Annotated in this window: 14 protein-coding genes and 1 pseudogene; 8 read left to right on the forward strand and 7 right to left on the reverse strand. The window is 65.5% G+C overall.

What is annotated here, in order from left to right; translation table 11 throughout:
- Positions 1–168: 168 nt before the first annotated feature.
- Positions 169–1,224 (reverse strand): 3-deoxy-7-phosphoheptulonate synthase AroG, encoded by a 1,056-nt coding sequence (gene aroG, locus CGX12_RS02420; protein ID WP_094038308.1) that lies wholly within the window; start codon positions 1,222–1,224, stop codon positions 169–171.
- Between the two features lie 217 nt (positions 1,225–1,441).
- Between aroG and CGX12_RS02425 the strand changes: the two are divergent.
- The 7 genes and pseudogenes from CGX12_RS02425 to CGX12_RS02455 form a co-directional block, all read left to right on the forward strand.
- A pseudogene (locus tag CGX12_RS02425) lies at positions 1,442–1,603 on the forward strand (DUF2061 domain-containing protein); the annotation flags it as partial.
- Positions 1,604–1,684: 81 nt separating this feature from the next.
- Positions 1,685–2,086, forward strand: a complete 402-nt coding sequence (locus tag CGX12_RS02430) for a DUF2750 domain-containing protein (protein WP_094038310.1) — start codon at positions 1,685–1,687, stop codon at positions 2,084–2,086.
- The gene (locus CGX12_RS02435) at positions 2,086–2,526 is read left to right on the forward strand and encodes a YaiI/YqxD family protein (protein ID WP_094038311.1); all 441 of its coding nucleotides are present in this window, start codon (positions 2,086–2,088) and stop codon (positions 2,524–2,526) included. Before CGX12_RS02430 ends, CGX12_RS02435 begins: the two co-directional genes overlap by 1 nt.
- Positions 2,527–2,609: 83 nt before the next feature.
- A complete protein-coding gene (locus CGX12_RS02440) occupies positions 2,610–3,152 on the forward strand; it encodes a YceB family lipoprotein (protein ID WP_094038312.1) in 543 nt (180 codons plus the stop codon).
- 122 nt (positions 3,153–3,274) lie between these two features.
- Positions 3,275–3,877, forward strand: a complete 603-nt coding sequence (locus CGX12_RS02445; RefSeq protein ID WP_094038313.1) for a LysE family translocator — start codon at positions 3,275–3,277, stop codon at positions 3,875–3,877.
- Between the two features lie 339 nt (positions 3,878–4,216).
- Entirely contained in the window at positions 4,217–6,268 is a 2,052-nt protein-coding gene (locus CGX12_RS02450; protein ID WP_254918184.1) for a protein-disulfide reductase DsbD family protein, read from the forward strand.
- A complete protein-coding gene (locus CGX12_RS02455; protein ID WP_094038314.1) occupies positions 6,265–6,771 on the forward strand; it encodes a protein disulfide oxidoreductase in 507 nt (168 codons plus the stop codon). Before CGX12_RS02450 ends, CGX12_RS02455 begins: the two co-directional genes overlap by 4 nt.
- Positions 6,772–7,189: 418 nt before the next feature.
- On the opposite strand, the gene CGX12_RS02460 is transcribed toward CGX12_RS02455, so the two are convergent.
- From CGX12_RS02460 to gpt, 6 genes are all read right to left on the reverse strand, one after another.
- On the reverse strand, positions 7,190–7,618 hold the full coding sequence (locus CGX12_RS02460; protein WP_094038315.1) for a hypothetical protein: 429 nt from the start codon (positions 7,616–7,618) through the stop codon (positions 7,190–7,192).
- Between the two features lie 44 nt (positions 7,619–7,662).
- The gene (locus CGX12_RS02465; protein WP_254918186.1) at positions 7,663–8,919 is read right to left on the reverse strand and encodes a glutamate-5-semialdehyde dehydrogenase; all 1,257 of its coding nucleotides are present in this window, start codon (positions 8,917–8,919) and stop codon (positions 7,663–7,665) included.
- A 10-nt stretch (positions 8,920–8,929) separates the two neighbouring features.
- Complete coding sequence (gene proB / locus CGX12_RS02470) at positions 8,930–10,033, reverse strand: glutamate 5-kinase (protein ID WP_094038317.1); 1,104 nt, start codon at positions 10,031–10,033, stop codon at positions 8,930–8,932.
- A gap of 115 nt (positions 10,034–10,148) precedes the next feature.
- On the reverse strand, positions 10,149–10,547 hold the full coding sequence (gene crl, locus CGX12_RS02475; protein ID WP_094038318.1) for a sigma factor-binding protein Crl: 399 nt from the start codon (positions 10,545–10,547) through the stop codon (positions 10,149–10,151).
- Positions 10,548–10,650: 103 nt separating this feature from the next.
- Positions 10,651–11,904, reverse strand: coding sequence for an esterase FrsA (gene frsA, locus CGX12_RS02480; protein WP_094038319.1), 1,254 nt, complete (start codon positions 11,902–11,904; stop codon positions 10,651–10,653).
- Positions 11,905–11,968: 64 nt separating this feature from the next.
- Positions 11,969–12,439, reverse strand: a complete 471-nt coding sequence (gene gpt / locus CGX12_RS02485; protein WP_094038320.1) for a xanthine phosphoribosyltransferase — start codon at positions 12,437–12,439, stop codon at positions 11,969–11,971.
- A 337-nt stretch (positions 12,440–12,776) separates the two neighbouring features.
- On the opposite strand from gpt, the gene CGX12_RS02490 reads away from it, so the two are divergent.
- The gene (locus CGX12_RS02490) at positions 12,777–14,411 is read left to right on the forward strand and encodes a methyl-accepting chemotaxis protein (protein ID WP_094038321.1); all 1,635 of its coding nucleotides are present in this window, start codon (positions 12,777–12,779) and stop codon (positions 14,409–14,411) included.
- Positions 14,412–14,456: the final 45 nt, after the last annotated feature.

Below are 14,456 nucleotides of genomic sequence, written 5' to 3' on the forward strand. Positions count from 1 at the left end.
GGTGAAGTGAGCCACGCTTTGCCGATATCAGCCTGTACCCGCCCACCTTGCCTCACCCCGCCTTGCGCTACCCAGCGCCCATAAAAAAGGAGCCTTTCGGCTCCTTTTTGCTATCGGGCCGGGGGAATTGCTCACGCCTCCCCCCTCACGCCTCCGCGCCCAATCCACTCAGGCCTGGCGGCGGGCGGTGACCGCCTCCGCCAGTTGGGCCAGCAGGGCCTCGGTATCTTCCCAGCCGATACAGGCGTCGGTGATGCTCTGGCCGAAGGTCAACGGCTTGCCTTCCTCCAGATCCTGGCGTCCGGCCACCAGGTGACTTTCCACCATCACCCCCATGATGGCCTGCTGGCCGGCGGCCAACTGACCACAGACGTCCTCGCACACCACCATCTGGCGCTGGTACTGCTTGCTGCTGTTGGCGTGGCTGAAGTCGATCATCAGTTTCTGCGGCAGGCCGGCCTTGGCCAGCCCATCGCACACCGCCGCCACATGCTCGGCACTGTAGTTCGGCTCCTTGCCGCCCCGCAGTATGATATGGCAGTCCGGGTTGCCGGCGGTGGCGACGATGGCGGAGTGGCCGTACTTGGTCACCGACAGGAAGTGATGCGAAGCGCTGGCGGCGCCGATGGCGTCCACCGCCACCTTGATGGTGCCGTCGGTACCGTTCTTGAAGCCCACCGGACAGGACAGGCCGGAGGCCAGCTCCCGGTGCACCTGGGACTCGGTGGTGCGCGCGCCGATGGCGCCCCAGCTCATCAGATCCGCCACGTACTGGGGCGTGATCATGTCGAGGAACTCGCTGGCGGTGGGCAGGCCCAGATCGTTCAGATCCAGCAGCAACTTGCGGCCGATGCGCAGGCCGTCGTTGATCTGGAAGCTGTTGTCCAGGTAGGGGTCGTTGATCAGCCCCTTCCAGCCCACCGTGGTGCGCGGTTTCTCGAAATAGACCCGCATCACGATTTCGAGCCGGTCGGCGTACTTGTCGCGCAGCGGCTTGAGGCGCTTGCCGTATTCCACCGCCGCCGCCGGATCGTGGATGGAGCAGGGCCCGATCACCACCAGCAGGCGGTCGTCCTCGCCGGTGAGGATGCGGTGAATGGCCTGGCGGGATTCGAACACCGTGGTCGAGGCGGTATCGGTGGCCGGGGATTTCTCCAGCACCGCTATCGGCGGCAGCAGTTCTTTGATCTCGTTGATGCGGATATCGTCGGTTTGAAAATGCATGGGCAACCCTGATTGCTTTGGTCGAGCCAGCGCTCGTTGTTATCGGAAAAGACTGAATTCAATCTATCCCGAGCAAGGGCCGGCTGTAAACGCCCGATTGCCCGCAGAGGCCAATTGTCTGATAGGAATGGCCGATAAATTCGATAGCGAAGAACCTCTGGATAAATTACTGATAATCATTATCATTTAAATCATATTCCAGCCGGAGAACGCCATCATGTACAAGACCATCACCTTTGCCCTCGTGCACTTTACCGTTGCCTTCACCGTGGCCTGGCTGCTGTCCGGCGATGTGCTGGTCGGCGGCCTCATCGCCCTGGTCGAGCCCATGGTCAACACCGTCGCCTACTTCTTCCATGAAAAGGCGTGGAGCAAATTCGGCCGCCGTCGCCGCTTTCAGCTGGACAACCAGGGCCTTGGGGTGTGAACATGCGGGAAAAACACCGGACGAGACAGCACCATGAGCTATACCCTCAGCGCCGCCGACAAGGCGGCCGCCCAGACCATGCGGGACGATGAACGCTTCAACCATTTCGTGGCCCGGGTGTGCGAACACCAGGAACTGTGGATCCTCACCGACGAGCACGGCTGCATGATGCTGACCTCGGACGACGACGAGGACTGCATCCCGGTCTGGCCCCACCCCGACTACGCCCGGGACTGGGCGGTGGACGACTGGAGCCAGTGCAAGCCCGAGGCCATCAGCCTCCAGGTGTGGCTGGCCCGCTGGGTACCCGGCATGGAAGAAGACGAACTGCTGGTGGCGGTGTTCCCCACCGCCGACGCCACCGGGGTGGTGGTCGATCCCTACGAGCTGAAAGACGCCATCGAGCGCAAGCAGGCATTGGGGCGGCGCAACTGATGCAGCTCTGGGTCGATGCGGACGCCTGCCCCAGGGTCATCCGCGACATTCTGTTCCGCGCCGCCGAGCGCACCCAAACCCCGCTCATCCTGGTGGCCAACCACCCCCTGCCCCTGCCCGCCTCCCGGCTGGTCAGGCAGGTACAGGTGGCCAAGGGCTTCGATATCGCCGACAACGAAATCGTGGCCCGGCTCGAGCCCGGCGATATCCTCATTACCAGCGATATCCCGCTGGCCGCCGAGGCCCTGGACAAGGGCGCCCGGGTGCTGAGCCCGCGCGGCGAGCGCTTCGATCCGGGCACCATCCGGGCCAAGCTGACCATGCGCGATTTTATGGAGACCCTGCGTGCCAGCGGGGTCCAGACCGGCGGCCCGCCCAGCCTGAGCCCCGCCGACCGCCAGGCCTTCGCCAACCAACTGGATCAACTGCTGCGCCAGTAATTGCCTGAAGGCCGCGCCCGGCCGGCTGTGTCGCTCGCCGGCCGGGCTTACACTGCCGACCCCGAACCTCCTGGAGATGTACCATGTTCAAGCCCCTTGTTGTCCTCTTTTCCCTGCTGCTGAGTGCCTGCGCCGGCATCAGCCAGTACAGCGTGGCGGAGAGCGAGATAGAAAGATCCCTCTACACCCTGCTGGAAGAGCAGGCGCCGCGCTTTACCCAGGGCCTGGTGCAGACCCGGGTCGACAACCTGGATCTGCAGATAGGCCCCGACAACCGCCAGGTGGTGCGCCTGAACCTCAAGGGGGAAACCGCCCTCAACGCCCTGGTGGCCCGCTTCCCCGCCCAGCTCGATCTGGCGATAGAGGGCCGGCCGGTGTACGACCGCCAGCAGAACGCCATCTTTATCCGCGATCTCAACCTGCTGCAGAGCAAGGTGGATGCCTTCGGCTACCAGGGCGACATGGCCGCCGCTTCCGCCGGCATGATGCAGCTGGTGCGCGCCGTGCTCGAGAACCAGCCGGTCTACCGGCTCGACGACAGCCGCTACGGCTGGCTGAAGACGGTGCCGGTGGCCATGGACATCCAGCCCGGCCGGCTGGTGTTCAGCCCCCGCTTCAGCGACTAGCTGGTTGCTGGACTGGCAGGATTTTCCACAGTCCGATCTCTGGTCTTTCTCCCAAAATGGCGTACATTATGGGCAGTCGATAAAGATACACAGGCAGGTGTCCTATCAATACTGTAGTCTTAATGGTGTTTATCCCCACCTTTTTCTTCGTGTCGGTGACCCCCGGCATGTGCATGACCCTGGCCCTGTCGCTCGGCATGACGGTGGGCGTGCGGCGGGCGCTGTGGATGATGCTGGGCGAGCTGGTCGGGGTGGGCCTGGTGGCCTGCCTGGCGGTGATCGGGGTGGCCGCCCTGATGCTGCAATATCCCCAGCTGTTCCTGCTGCTCAAGTATGGCGGCGGCCTCTACCTGGCCTGGCTCGGCATCCAGCTGTGGCGCTCCAAGGGCAAGCTGGCCCTGAGCCCGGTGGATGCCGGCCCGCGCCATATCCCAATCCCCACCCTGGTCAGCCAGGGCTTTATCACCGCCATCGCCAATCCCAAGGGCTGGGCCTTCTTCATCGCCCTGCTGCCGCCGTTTATCAACAACCAGGCGCCCCTGGCCGGCCAGCTGGTCACCCTGGTGGCCATCATACTGCTGCTGGAGTTCCTCTGCCTGCTGCTCTACGCCAGCGGCGGCCGGACCCTGAGCCGGGTATTGATGCAGAAAGGCAAGGTGCAGTTGATGAACCGCATCGCCGGCTCCCTGATGCTGGGCGTGGCCCTGTGGCTGGCGGCCGGTTGACGCGGAAACAGCCGCTGGCCCTGTTGTCATTAACTGTTCCGAACAGTAAATCACTGCCGGCAACGGCCGGGTGCTGCTAAGCAGACCCTCCGCGCCAGGGATGGCGCGGCGGAGCCCCCAGGGGCGAGCTTGTCTCGCCAGGACGAGCTGTTTCAGCCTGACCGAACATCCAGTGAATGTTCGCAGCAGGCTGAAACAGTGAGTGGCGTGTCTTCACGGCGTGTCTGCGTGCGGGGCCCGGTCGATGTAGCACTATTAGGATCAGTTATTTAGCTGTGTCGGGAATAGCGATTGACGCCGCTATTTTGTAAGCTTGCGTTAACCGACCGGAGACCCTTAGTGAACAGAATCCTTGCCCTGCTGTTGCTGCTGCTCCTGCCGCAGCCCCCGCTGCTCGCCGCCGACACCGGCTGGCTGCAGGCCCCCGAACACCCGCCGGTGCAGGTGCGGCTGGGGCAGACCGGCCCCTTCGATGCCGCCGCCGCTCACTACCCGGCCCTGCTGCAGGTCCGCCTGGCCGACGACTGGAAAACCTACTGGCGTTCCCCCGGCGAAGGCGGCATCGCCCCCCGGCTGGACTGGCAGTCGTCCGGCAACCTGCTCGGCCTCGACTGGCAGTGGCCCCTGCCCGAACGCTTCACCCTGCTCGGGGTGGAGACCCAGGGCTACCAGCATGACGTGGATTTCCCCCTGCAGCTGACGCCGGCCGATGGCACCCTGCCGGTGCGACTCGACGCTACCCTCACCCTGCCGAGCTGCACCACCATCTGTGTGCTCACCGACTATCACCTGCAGCTGGATCTGGATCCGGATGCTGTCGTTGCCGACGAAACCCTCTACCACCGCTATCAGCAGGCGGTGTCCCGGGTGCCCAGGCCCGCCAGCCTGGTACAGGTACGGCAGCTGGTGTGGGACAAGGCACAACAACAGTTGGCGGTCAGCCTGCACAACCCCCGCGGCTGGCAACGGCCGGCGGTGTTCGTGGACGAGCTGGACAACGGCATCTTCAGCCAGCCCCGGCTCAAGGTCGAGGGCGAACGGCTGGAAGCCCGCTTCAGGGTCGGCAGCTGGGATCCGGCGCTGGACCTGGATGGCCAGGTGGTGGTGATCACCGCCACCGACGAGGGCCTGGCGGAAGAGCTGGCCGGGCAGATCGAAGCCGGCGTGCTGCCGCCCGCCGCCGCCCGCGCTCCCCTGCCCCTGGTCTTGCTCTACGCCCTGCTCGGCGGCCTGGTGCTCAACATCATGCCCTGCGTGCTGCCGGTGCTGGGACTCAAGCTCAACGGCCTGTTGCTGGGCCACCGCTCCCGGGCCGACGTGCGCCGCCCGCTGCTGCTGTCCGCCGCCGGCATACTGCTGTCGTTCTGGCTGCTGGCCGCCTTTATGCTGGCCCTGACCTGGTCCGGCGCCCAGCTCGGCTGGGGCATCCAGTTCCAGCAGCCCGGCTTTATCGGCTTTATGCTGCTGGTCACCGCCCTGTTCTCCCTCAACCTGTTCGGCCTGTTCGAGCTGCGCCTGCCCGCCACCATGAACACTTGGCTGGCAACCCGCCCCGGCCATGGCCACGGCGGCCACCTGCTGCAGGGCATGTTCGCCACCCTGCTCGCCACCCCCTGCAGCGCGCCCTTCCTGGGCACGGCGGTGGCGGTGGCCCTGGCCTCCTCGCCCCTGGTGCTGATCGCCATCTTCACCGGTCTGGGAGTGGGCATGGCCCTGCCCTGGCTGCTGCTGGCCCTGTTCCCCGGCTTTATCCGGCTGCTGCCCAGGCCCGGCCCCTGGATGCTGAGGGTGAAGTGGCTGTTCGGGCTGATGCTGCTGGCCACCAGCCTGTGGCTGCTGTCCCTGCTCAGACCCGCCATCGGCTCCCCCGCCAGCCTGGCACTGCTGGTGCTGCTGGCGCTGCTGGCGCTGGGCTCCCTGCTGCGCCGCCACGGCGCCCGGGGGCTCGTCTTCGGGCTGGCCGGCCTGCTGCTGCTCGGTGCCCTGGGCGGCAGCCTGGCCCTGGTCACCCAGTCCCTCTGGGTCAGCCCGGTCAAGGATGAGCTGGCCTGGCAGCCGCTGGATCCCGCCCGCATCGCGCAGGAAGTGGCGGCGGGCAGGCGGGTGTTCGTGGACATCACCGCCGACTGGTGTATCACCTGCCAGGCCAACAAGATAGGAGTCTTGCTGCGGGAGCCGGTCTATGGTGCCCTGCAGCAGGAAGACATGGTGCTGATGCGCGGCGACTGGACCCGTCCCGACGGCATGATCACCGACTACCTGCGCCAGCACGGCCGGGCCGGCATCCCCTTCAACCAGGTATTCGGCCCCGGCCTGCCCCGGGGACGGGAGCTGGAGGTGCTGCTCACCACCAACCAGGTGATGGACGCCCTCGCCGAGGCGCGGCAATGAGCCGGCCTTGGCGAAAGCGGCTGCGCTCCGCCATCGGCTATTTGCTGTTGCTGGCGGTGGTGGTGACGGCAGTGGATCTGTGGCGCAGCCGGGACATGCCGACGGCGCTGGCGGTGCTCGGCCCCCTGGCCATTCTGGGGGGAGAGGAAGTGGATCTGGCCGAACTCAGCCGGGAAGAGCCGGTGCTGATCTATGTATGGGCCAGCTGGTGCGGGGTCTGCCGGTTCGTCTCCCCCATGGTCAACCTGGTGGGCGCACCCGTGGTCAGCATCGCCATCGCCTCGGGCCCGGACGCCCGGGTGGCAGGCTACCTGGCCCACCACGGTTACGACTTTGCGGTGGTCAACGACGAGCATAACATCCTGGCCCGCCGGCTCGGCATCCAGATCACCCCCACCCTGCTGGTGGCAACCAAAGGGGAACTCAAGTATGCCACCACCGGCTTTACCACCCTGCCGGGCATGTACCTGCGGCTGTGGCTGGCACGCCTTGGCCGGGATTAGGGACTGGAAGCTGGAAGCCTGGCTCTTGGTCACAAGTTTCTATTGACTTTCGATCAGACAAAACATCGGCCAAAGCGCACAGCTCCTCCGGCACGCCGTGAATCCGTCCCTGGAGGCTCCGCCGCGCCCTCCCTGGCGCGGAGGGCCGGCGGAGCTGCGCCCTTTGCCCTCCCTGTCGCCCCGCAGCCACCTGTTGGCACCACCTTCAGGCGGTAGCGGGGCTGGCAAGAGGCAACAGGGATGGCCTCCGCCGACCGTCACCTGCCAGGGATGGCAGGTGCGAGCGTACAGGGATGTATTCACAGCGTGTCGGCGGAGGTGGCCCTGTTGCCTCTTATCTGCGTCAAATCAGACAGTCGGACTTGTGACCAAGAGTCAGGCTGGAAGCTGGGAAGAATAACATCCCAGGCCCCCACGCTTAAAACAGGACCCGCCGGCCCTTGATGCAGTCCCGGCACACCGGCTCGCCCTGCAGGGAGCCGAGCATTTCGGGCGCACAGTGCTTGCCGCAACTGCTGCACTCCCGGAACGACTTGAGCCGCAGCGCTATGGTGTCCTCCACCAGCGCCAGCAATTGCTCCAGGCTGCCGTTATGCTCCTCCACCACTCCCTGGGAGCGGGGCTTGGCGGTGTGGATATCGTGATGGCGCCATTCCATGGCCGGTAGCAGTACTTCCGCCCTGTCGTGCTGAAAGGAAACGATGGCCAGGGTCGGCTCACCGATAAACAGCGTCTGCGCCCCCCGTACCGGGTAGGACAGACGGGTCTTCAGGTGCTGTCGCCACGACTCCAGCGTCGGCGACAGCGGCATCGCCAGCAGCAGGGCATCCAGCAGCTTGGATGGCATAACATCCCCCTCTCAATCTCGCCCCGGCCGGGCCGGGGCAGCCGTTACTGGCGGATCAGGTAATCCGCCTGACCGATCCACTTGTAGCTGGTCAGCTCTTCCAGTCCCATGGGGCCGCGGGCGTGCAGCTTCTGGGTGGACACCGCCACCTCCGCGCCCAGGCCGAACTGGGCGCCGTCGGTAAAGCGGGTGGAGGCGTTCACGTACACCGCCGCCGAGGGCGCGCCGTTGATAAAGCGCTCGGCGCTGGCCAGGCTGTTGGTGAGGATGGCGTCGGAATGGCTGGCGTTGTAGGCGCGCAGGTGCGCCAGCGCCTCGCCCACATCGCTCACCAGCTTGACCCCCAGGGTCAGGCCCAGCCACTCGGTGTCGAAATCCCCTTCGGCGACAGGCCGCACCCGGGCCGGGCCGGTCTGCAGCAGGGCCAGGGCTTCCTCATCGGCCACCAGCTCCACCCCTTTCGCCGCCATGCGCTCGCTCAGGCGAGGCAGCAGCCCGGCCGCCACCGCCCGGTGCACCAGCAGGGTGTCCAGGGCATTGCAGGCGCTCGGCCTGTGGGTCTTGGCGTTGTCGATCACCTCGATGGCGCGCACCAGGTCGGCGCTCTCGTCCACGAAGGTGTGGCTGATGCCGAAGCCGCCGATGATCACCGGTATGGTAGACTGCTCCTTGCACAGCTGGTGCAGGCCGGGGCCGCCGCGGGGGATGATCATGTCCACATACTGGTCGAGCCGGAGCAGGCCGCTCACCCACTCCCGGCCCGGCTCGCCGATGTACTGCACGCAGCCTTCCGGCAACCGGCTCACCGCCAGCGCCTGGCGGATCACCTTGACCAGCTCCTGGTTGGTGTGGAAGGTCTCCCGGCCGCCGCGCAGTATGCTGGCGTTGCCGGTCTTGAGGCAGAGGGCGGCGATGTCGATGGTGACATTGGGCCGGGCCTCGTAAATCACCCCCACCACCCCGAGCGGCACCCGCCGGCGCGACAGTCGCATGCCGTTTTCCAGCACCCGGGAGTCCAGCTCGGCACCCACCGGATCCGGCAGGGACACCACGTTGCGCACGTCGTCGGCGATGGCCTTGAGCCGGGCCGGGTTCAGCATCAGCCGGTCCAGCATGGCCTCACCGATGCCGCTTTCCCGGGCGGCCTGCAGATCCTTTTCGTTGGCCGCCAGTATGGCGTCGGCGCTGGCTTCCAGGGCCTCGGCCATGGCCAGCAGGGCGGCGTTCTTGGCCGCGGTCGGGGTCTCGGCCAGGATAAAGGCGGCGTCGCGGGCCGCCCGGCCCATTTGTTCCAGATTCATGTCATTTCTCCTACAAGAGCACCAGATCGTCCCGATGGATGGCCACGCTGCCGTAGCCATAGCCCAAAAGGGATTCAATTTGCTCCGAGTGTTGTCCTTTGATCTTGTTCAGGTCGAGGGCGTCGTAGCGGCAGATGCCCCGGGCCAGTTCGCGGCCTTCGGGGTTGACGATGCGCACCGCCTCGCCCCGGCGAAAGCGTCCTTCCACCCGCACTATGCCCTTGGGCAGCAGGCTGGAGCCCTTGTCCTTGACCGCCTTGACCGCGCCGGCGTCGATATGGATCTCGCCGTGGGGCGGGGGCCCCGCCAGTATCCAGCGCTTGCGGCTCTCGAGCGGGGTGGCCAGGGCCGGAAAACGGGTACCGATGCGATCGCCCTCGGCCAGGCGGCCGATCACCTCCGGCATCTGGCCGGTGGCGATCACCACGTCGATGCCGGCCCGCCGGGCCACGTCCGCCGCCTGCAGCTTGGTGGCCATGCCGCCGGTACCCAGGCCGCTGATGCTGCCGCCGGCCAGTTTGCGCAGGGTGTCGTCGATGGTCTGCACTTCCTCGATCAGCTGGGCCTTGGGATCATGGCGTGGATCGGCGGTGAACAGGCCCTTCTGATCGGTCAGCAGGATCAGCAAATCCGCCTCCGCCAGGATGGCGGCCCGGGCCGACAGGTTGTCGTTGTCGCCCACCTTGATCTCGTTGGTGGCCACGGCGTCGTTTTCGTTGATCACCGGTATGATGCGATGCGCCAGCAGGGCGCGCAGGGTGTCGCGGGCGTTGAGATAGCGCTCGCGGTCTTCCAGATCGGCCCGGGTCAGCAGTATCTGCCCCACGTGCAGGCCGTAGATATTGAACAGGGACTGCCAGCTCTGGATCAGCTGGGTCTGGCCCACCGCCGCCAGCATCTGCTTGTTGGCCATGGTGCCGGCCAGCTCGGGAAAGCCCAGGTGCTCGCGGCCGGCGGCGATGGCCGCCGAGGTGACCACGATGATCTGGTGGCCGGCCCGGTGCAGGCTGGCGCACTGGCGCACCAGCTCCACCATGTGCGCCCTGTCCAGATGGCGGGTACCGCCGGTCAGCACGCTGGTGCCCAGTTTTACGACTATGGTCTTGCCTTTCATGGAACGCCCTGCGGCTCCTTAGTAACAGCAATGCCGGCAGCGCCGGCAGAATAATGAAAAGGGATGAAAACCCGGCCCTTGCCCGGAGGCAAGGACCGTCATGATGGCGCGCCCCTCAGGCCGCGCTCAGCAGATGCTTTTCTCCCAGGGAGGGGGAAGGTCGGATACTGAGCGAAAGACTTTCCATGCACAGCCCCAGCTTGTCGTAGAAATCCCGCAGGGTACGCACCACTTCTTCTTCGTGTTTTTTCGGCAGCGCCTGGGGCTGCCATTGCCCGGCCGCATCATAGAAGCCGAGCTGGTAATAAAACTCGAAGAGCTGCTGATCCTCGGTGGTCAAGGTCAGCCACCAGCCCCAAAACTCGCGTTTCTCCGGCGCCGCCTTGGCGCTGGCACAGACCGCCAGGCAATCGAAGAAATACTCCGCCTCGCTCGACAGGGGCTCCCGCAGATAGGGACCTATGGCGGCGAACTTGCGTATCAACTTGTGATGGGTAACCTTGTCTGTGGTCATGCAGCCTCCCTGTTAACTTGCCTATATGTAACGTTTTTTCGTTCCAGGGTAAAGGCCGGCCCGGGACCTGGCCTGAAAAAACACCGGCCGGCCGCTTTCCGCGCTATAAATGGACCAGCAACCAGTCCCGCGCCTTGGCCAGGGCCTGGCCGTAAACCTCGAACAGCGGCAGCTTGTCCAGCACCAGGGCCTGGCCGCCCCGGCTGGAGGCCGCCAGGGCCTGGATGTCCGACTCCGGACAAATGAAGTCCCGCTTGTGGCCGATGCTGAGCAGCGGCACCGTGGTCCTGTGGCCCATCAGGCCCTGGGTCTTCAGGGAGAATCCCCGGCAGTGGTGATAGAGCTGTTCCCAGTCGTTGCTGCGCACCCCCATGCGATTGGCGATGGTATCCCTGAGCATGGCCGGGGTCTGCATGAAGCGGTCGCGGTCGGTGAAGAACAGGTTGGCGGCCCCGGCGATGCTGACCACGGTGCGCAGCTTGAACGGCTCGAGAAAGGCCAGCCGGGCCGCCACGTTGCCGCCCATGCGCACCCCCACCAGCCCGACCCGGCGCTCGTCCACCCAGGGAATTTGGGGCACATAATCCAGCACCGCCTGGTGCAGCCGGCTGCTGTCCTGCACCAGGGGCCAGTGGGAGGAATAGCCGATGCCCGGCATGTCCACCGTCAGCATGGCGATGTCCGCCGGCGCCAGGTACTCCTCGTAGAAGCGCCAGAAATCGAGCTGCAGGCTGTCCAGGCTGCCGCTGACGATCACCAGGGGCAGTACCTTGTCCTGGCGCGGCAGGTGCAGATAGCCCTGCACCTCCTTGCCGTTGTAGGGGATGCGCAGCTCCTTGAGCGGTACCGGCAGCAGTTGCCCGGCCTGGCGATAGGCCTTGTTGGCCAGCAACTGGGCCTGCAGGCTGAGCACGTCGCCCTTGAGGTGCGGGTAGCTCGCCAGGGAAAAATAGCGGGCCGCCGCCAGCAGCTTTTGCCGGGCCAGGGCCGGCTCGGCGGCCAGCAGGGCCATGCCCGCCTGGTAGGCCTCTGCCCCCAGCTGGCTCCACTCGAATACCCAGTTGCCGCTCTTGTACTCGCTCACCGTGTCCAGCCACTGCTCCACACTGCGCGGCCCGGCAGCCACCGCGATACGGGCCAGGGTGGACTCGATCTCGATGCTGTCGGTGCCCTGCCAGCGCCAGAAGGCGCGCTTTTGCAGCCGGTAGAAACCGGGCAGGTGGGCGCCGTCCACATAGGGAGCGATCTGCACCGGGGCCTCGCTGCGCCTGCCCGCAAAGGAAATGGTGGAGGTTTCCTGTACCTGCTCCACCTGGGTGAACAGACGTTCGCTCAATGTCTGGTCCTGTTCCGCCATGACTGAATCCTCAACATACCGATAAGAAACAAAAAGGCTCCCTGGGGAGCCTTTTTGTTTCTTATCAGCCGTTGTCCTGTTCACACAGCGGCGGCACAAAGGTGACGCTCATGTCCCAGGGCTGCTCAATCCAGGTGTCCTGGCCGACCCGCACCTCGAAGTCGTCGACCAGCGGCTCGCCCTTGGGCTTGGCGAAGACGGTGATGAACTTGGCCTTGGGGTAGAGCTCGCGGATCACCCGGGCGGTATTGCCGGTATCCACCAGGTCGTCGACGATCAGGAAGCCTTCGCCGTCACCGGATACCTGCTTGAGCACCTGCAGATCGGTGCGCTGCTGGTCGTGCTCGTAGCTGGAAATGCAGAGGGTATCGACATGGCGGATACCCAGCTCCCGGGCCATGATGGCGGCCGGCACCAGGCCACCGCGGCTCACCGCGATGATGCCCTTCCACTGGCTGGCGGGAAGCTGACGCTGGGCCAACTTGCGCGCTTCGCGCTGAAATGAATCCCAGGTGACGACGAATTTGTTGGACATAAACAGAACCTTTGGATGTTGGCTTTCGAGACAAGTTGGCCACCGTCGTCCGCCATGGTACCCGGCAGGCGGTGCCCCCTCGACGCGCCCCGGCCCTGGTGCCGGCCTTGGCCGGATGACGAGCAAACAATGGTCGCATTATAGAGATAGCGCCCATTCTTGACCAGCGTTACAACTTTTTATTGCCGCGGACCCGCCGGCGGCCCGCCATTAGACTAAAGGATTAACCGGGAAGATCCCATTTTTGATACAGGTCAGCCGCAACGCCTTCCCCATTGCTTTAGTATGGGCAATCATCCGCCTCAGGGCCGAGGTCATTCACAGAGGAACCCAGGACGTGAAACTGTTGCGCTCGCTCTCCATTGCCAAACGTCTCTATCTCAACCTGTTGCTGCTCTCCATCGGTATTCTGGCGATTACCCTGCTGATGCTGTGGCTGTTCTACCACAGCCTGGTGGACGAAAAACGCACCCAGGCCATGCGCCAGGTGCAGTCGGTGGTCAGCCTGGCCGGCTTCTACCATCAGCGCCAGCAACAGGGGCTGCTGTCCGAGGCCGAGGCCCGCCAGGCGGCCCTGGCCGCCATCGCCGAGCTGCGCTACGGCAACAACGACTATTTCTGGATCAACGACAGCCAGCCGCGCATGATACTGCACCCGATGCAGCCCAGGCTCAACGGCGAGGATCTGAGCGGCTTCAAGGATCCCAACGGCAAGGCGCTGTTCCTCGACATGGTGGAACAGGTCAGGGCCGGCGGCGCCGGCTTCGTGCACTATCTCTGGCCCAAGCCGGGCCTGACCGAGCCGGTGGAAAAGGTGTCCTACGTCGAGCTGTTCGCGCCCTGGGGCTGGATCATCGGCACCGGCATCTATATCGACGACGTGCACGAGCAACTGGTAGCCACCGCCACCAAGGTGCTGCTGGTGGTGCTGGGGCTCGGCGCCCTGGCGGTGCTGGTGGCGGTGGCCCTGATCCGCAGCATACTGCACCCGGTGGGCGACACGGTGCGGGCCCTGCGCGACATCTCCCACGGCGAGGCGGATCTGCGCCGGCGGCTGGACGAGCACGGCCGGGACGAGGTGACCCAGCTCAGTAAAAGCTTCAACCAGTTCTGCTCGCGGCTGGCCGCCACCATCCGCCGGCTCTCCCCCATCAGCCAGGAAGTGAACGCCGCCGCCGGCCGCCTGTCCGACATCGTGCGCCACAACCGCCAGCTTGCCGAGCAGCAGTCGGCCGAAACCGAGAAGGTGGCCGCCGCCATGCAGCAGATGCTGGCCACCAGCCAGGAAATGGCCAGATCCGCCGAGCAGGCGGCCCGGGCCAGCCATGCTTCGGCCGAGGCCGCCCGGGACGGCACCGGCAAGATGGCCCAGACCCGCCAGGTGGCGACCGGCCTGGTGTCCGAGCTGACCTCGTCCCAGCACCGCCTGGCCGCCCTGTCCGAGCGGGCTCAGGACATCGGCAAGGTACTGGAGGTGATCAGCGCCATCGCCGAGCAGACCAACCTGCTGGCCCTCAATGCCGCCATCGAGGCGGCCCGGGCCGGCGAGCAGGGGCGCGGTTTCGCGGTGGTGGCCGACGAGGTGCGCAGCCTCGCCACCCGTACCCAGCGCTCGACCGACGAGATCCAGGACATCATCCAGGGGCTGCAGTCCGAGGCCAACGACACCGTGGCCCATATGCACGGCCTGATGCAGCAGGCGAAGGACACCCAGGGTACCGCCGATGAGGCCGGCGACGCCCTGACCGCCATCAGCGAGCGCATGACGCTTATCAACGACATGAACGGCCAGATCGCCACCGCCGCCGAACAGCAGCGACAAACCACCGCAGAGATGAGCCGCAACCTGGAGCGGCTGAGCGAACTGGCGGCGGAGGCGCGCCTGAAAACCCAGGAGACCGACAGCGCCGGCGAGGCCCTGTCCGGCCTGGGGCGCCAGCTGTCGGACGAAGTAAACATGTTTAAGGCATAAACAAGGAATATTTATCTTTAATTTAATAAACTTACAGAGCAATAA

Source organism: Zobellella denitrificans, assembly GCF_002237365.1.
GTDB classification, from domain to species: Bacteria; Pseudomonadota; Gammaproteobacteria; order Enterobacterales; family Aeromonadaceae; genus Oceanimonas; species Oceanimonas denitrificans.

Excerpts from the sequence above, each read along its gene's own strand:
- gpt (WP_094038320.1), bottom strand. The coding sequence starts at position 12,439 with ATGTCCAACAAATTCGTCGTCACCTGGGATTCATTTCAGCGCGAAGCG.
- CGX12_RS02460 (WP_094038315.1), bottom strand. The coding sequence starts at position 7,618 with ATGCCATCCAAGCTGCTGGATGCCCTGCTGCTGGCGATGCCGCTGTCG.
- CGX12_RS02445 (WP_094038313.1), top strand. The coding sequence starts at position 3,275 with ATGGTGTTTATCCCCACCTTTTTCTTCGTGTCGGTGACCCCCGGCATG.
- CGX12_RS02455 (WP_094038314.1), top strand. The coding sequence starts at position 6,265 with ATGAGCCGGCCTTGGCGAAAGCGGCTGCGCTCCGCCATCGGCTATTTG.
- CGX12_RS02440 (WP_094038312.1), top strand. The coding sequence starts at position 2,610 with ATGTTCAAGCCCCTTGTTGTCCTCTTTTCCCTGCTGCTGAGTGCCTGC.
- CGX12_RS02435 (WP_094038311.1), top strand. The coding sequence starts at position 2,086 with ATGCAGCTCTGGGTCGATGCGGACGCCTGCCCCAGGGTCATCCGCGAC.
- proB (WP_094038317.1), bottom strand. The coding sequence starts at position 10,033 with ATGAAAGGCAAGACCATAGTCGTAAAACTGGGCACCAGCGTGCTGACC.
- CGX12_RS02465 (WP_254918186.1), bottom strand. The coding sequence starts at position 8,919 with ATGAATCTGGAACAAATGGGCCGGGCGGCCCGCGACGCCGCCTTTATC.
- crl (WP_094038318.1), bottom strand. The coding sequence starts at position 10,547 with ATGACCACAGACAAGGTTACCCATCACAAGTTGATACGCAAGTTCGCC.
- aroG (WP_094038308.1), bottom strand. The coding sequence starts at position 1,224 with ATGCATTTTCAAACCGACGATATCCGCATCAACGAGATCAAAGAACTG.
- CGX12_RS02430 (WP_094038310.1), top strand. The coding sequence starts at position 1,685 with ATGAGCTATACCCTCAGCGCCGCCGACAAGGCGGCCGCCCAGACCATG.
- frsA (WP_094038319.1), bottom strand. The coding sequence starts at position 11,904 with ATGGCGGAACAGGACCAGACATTGAGCGAACGTCTGTTCACCCAGGTG.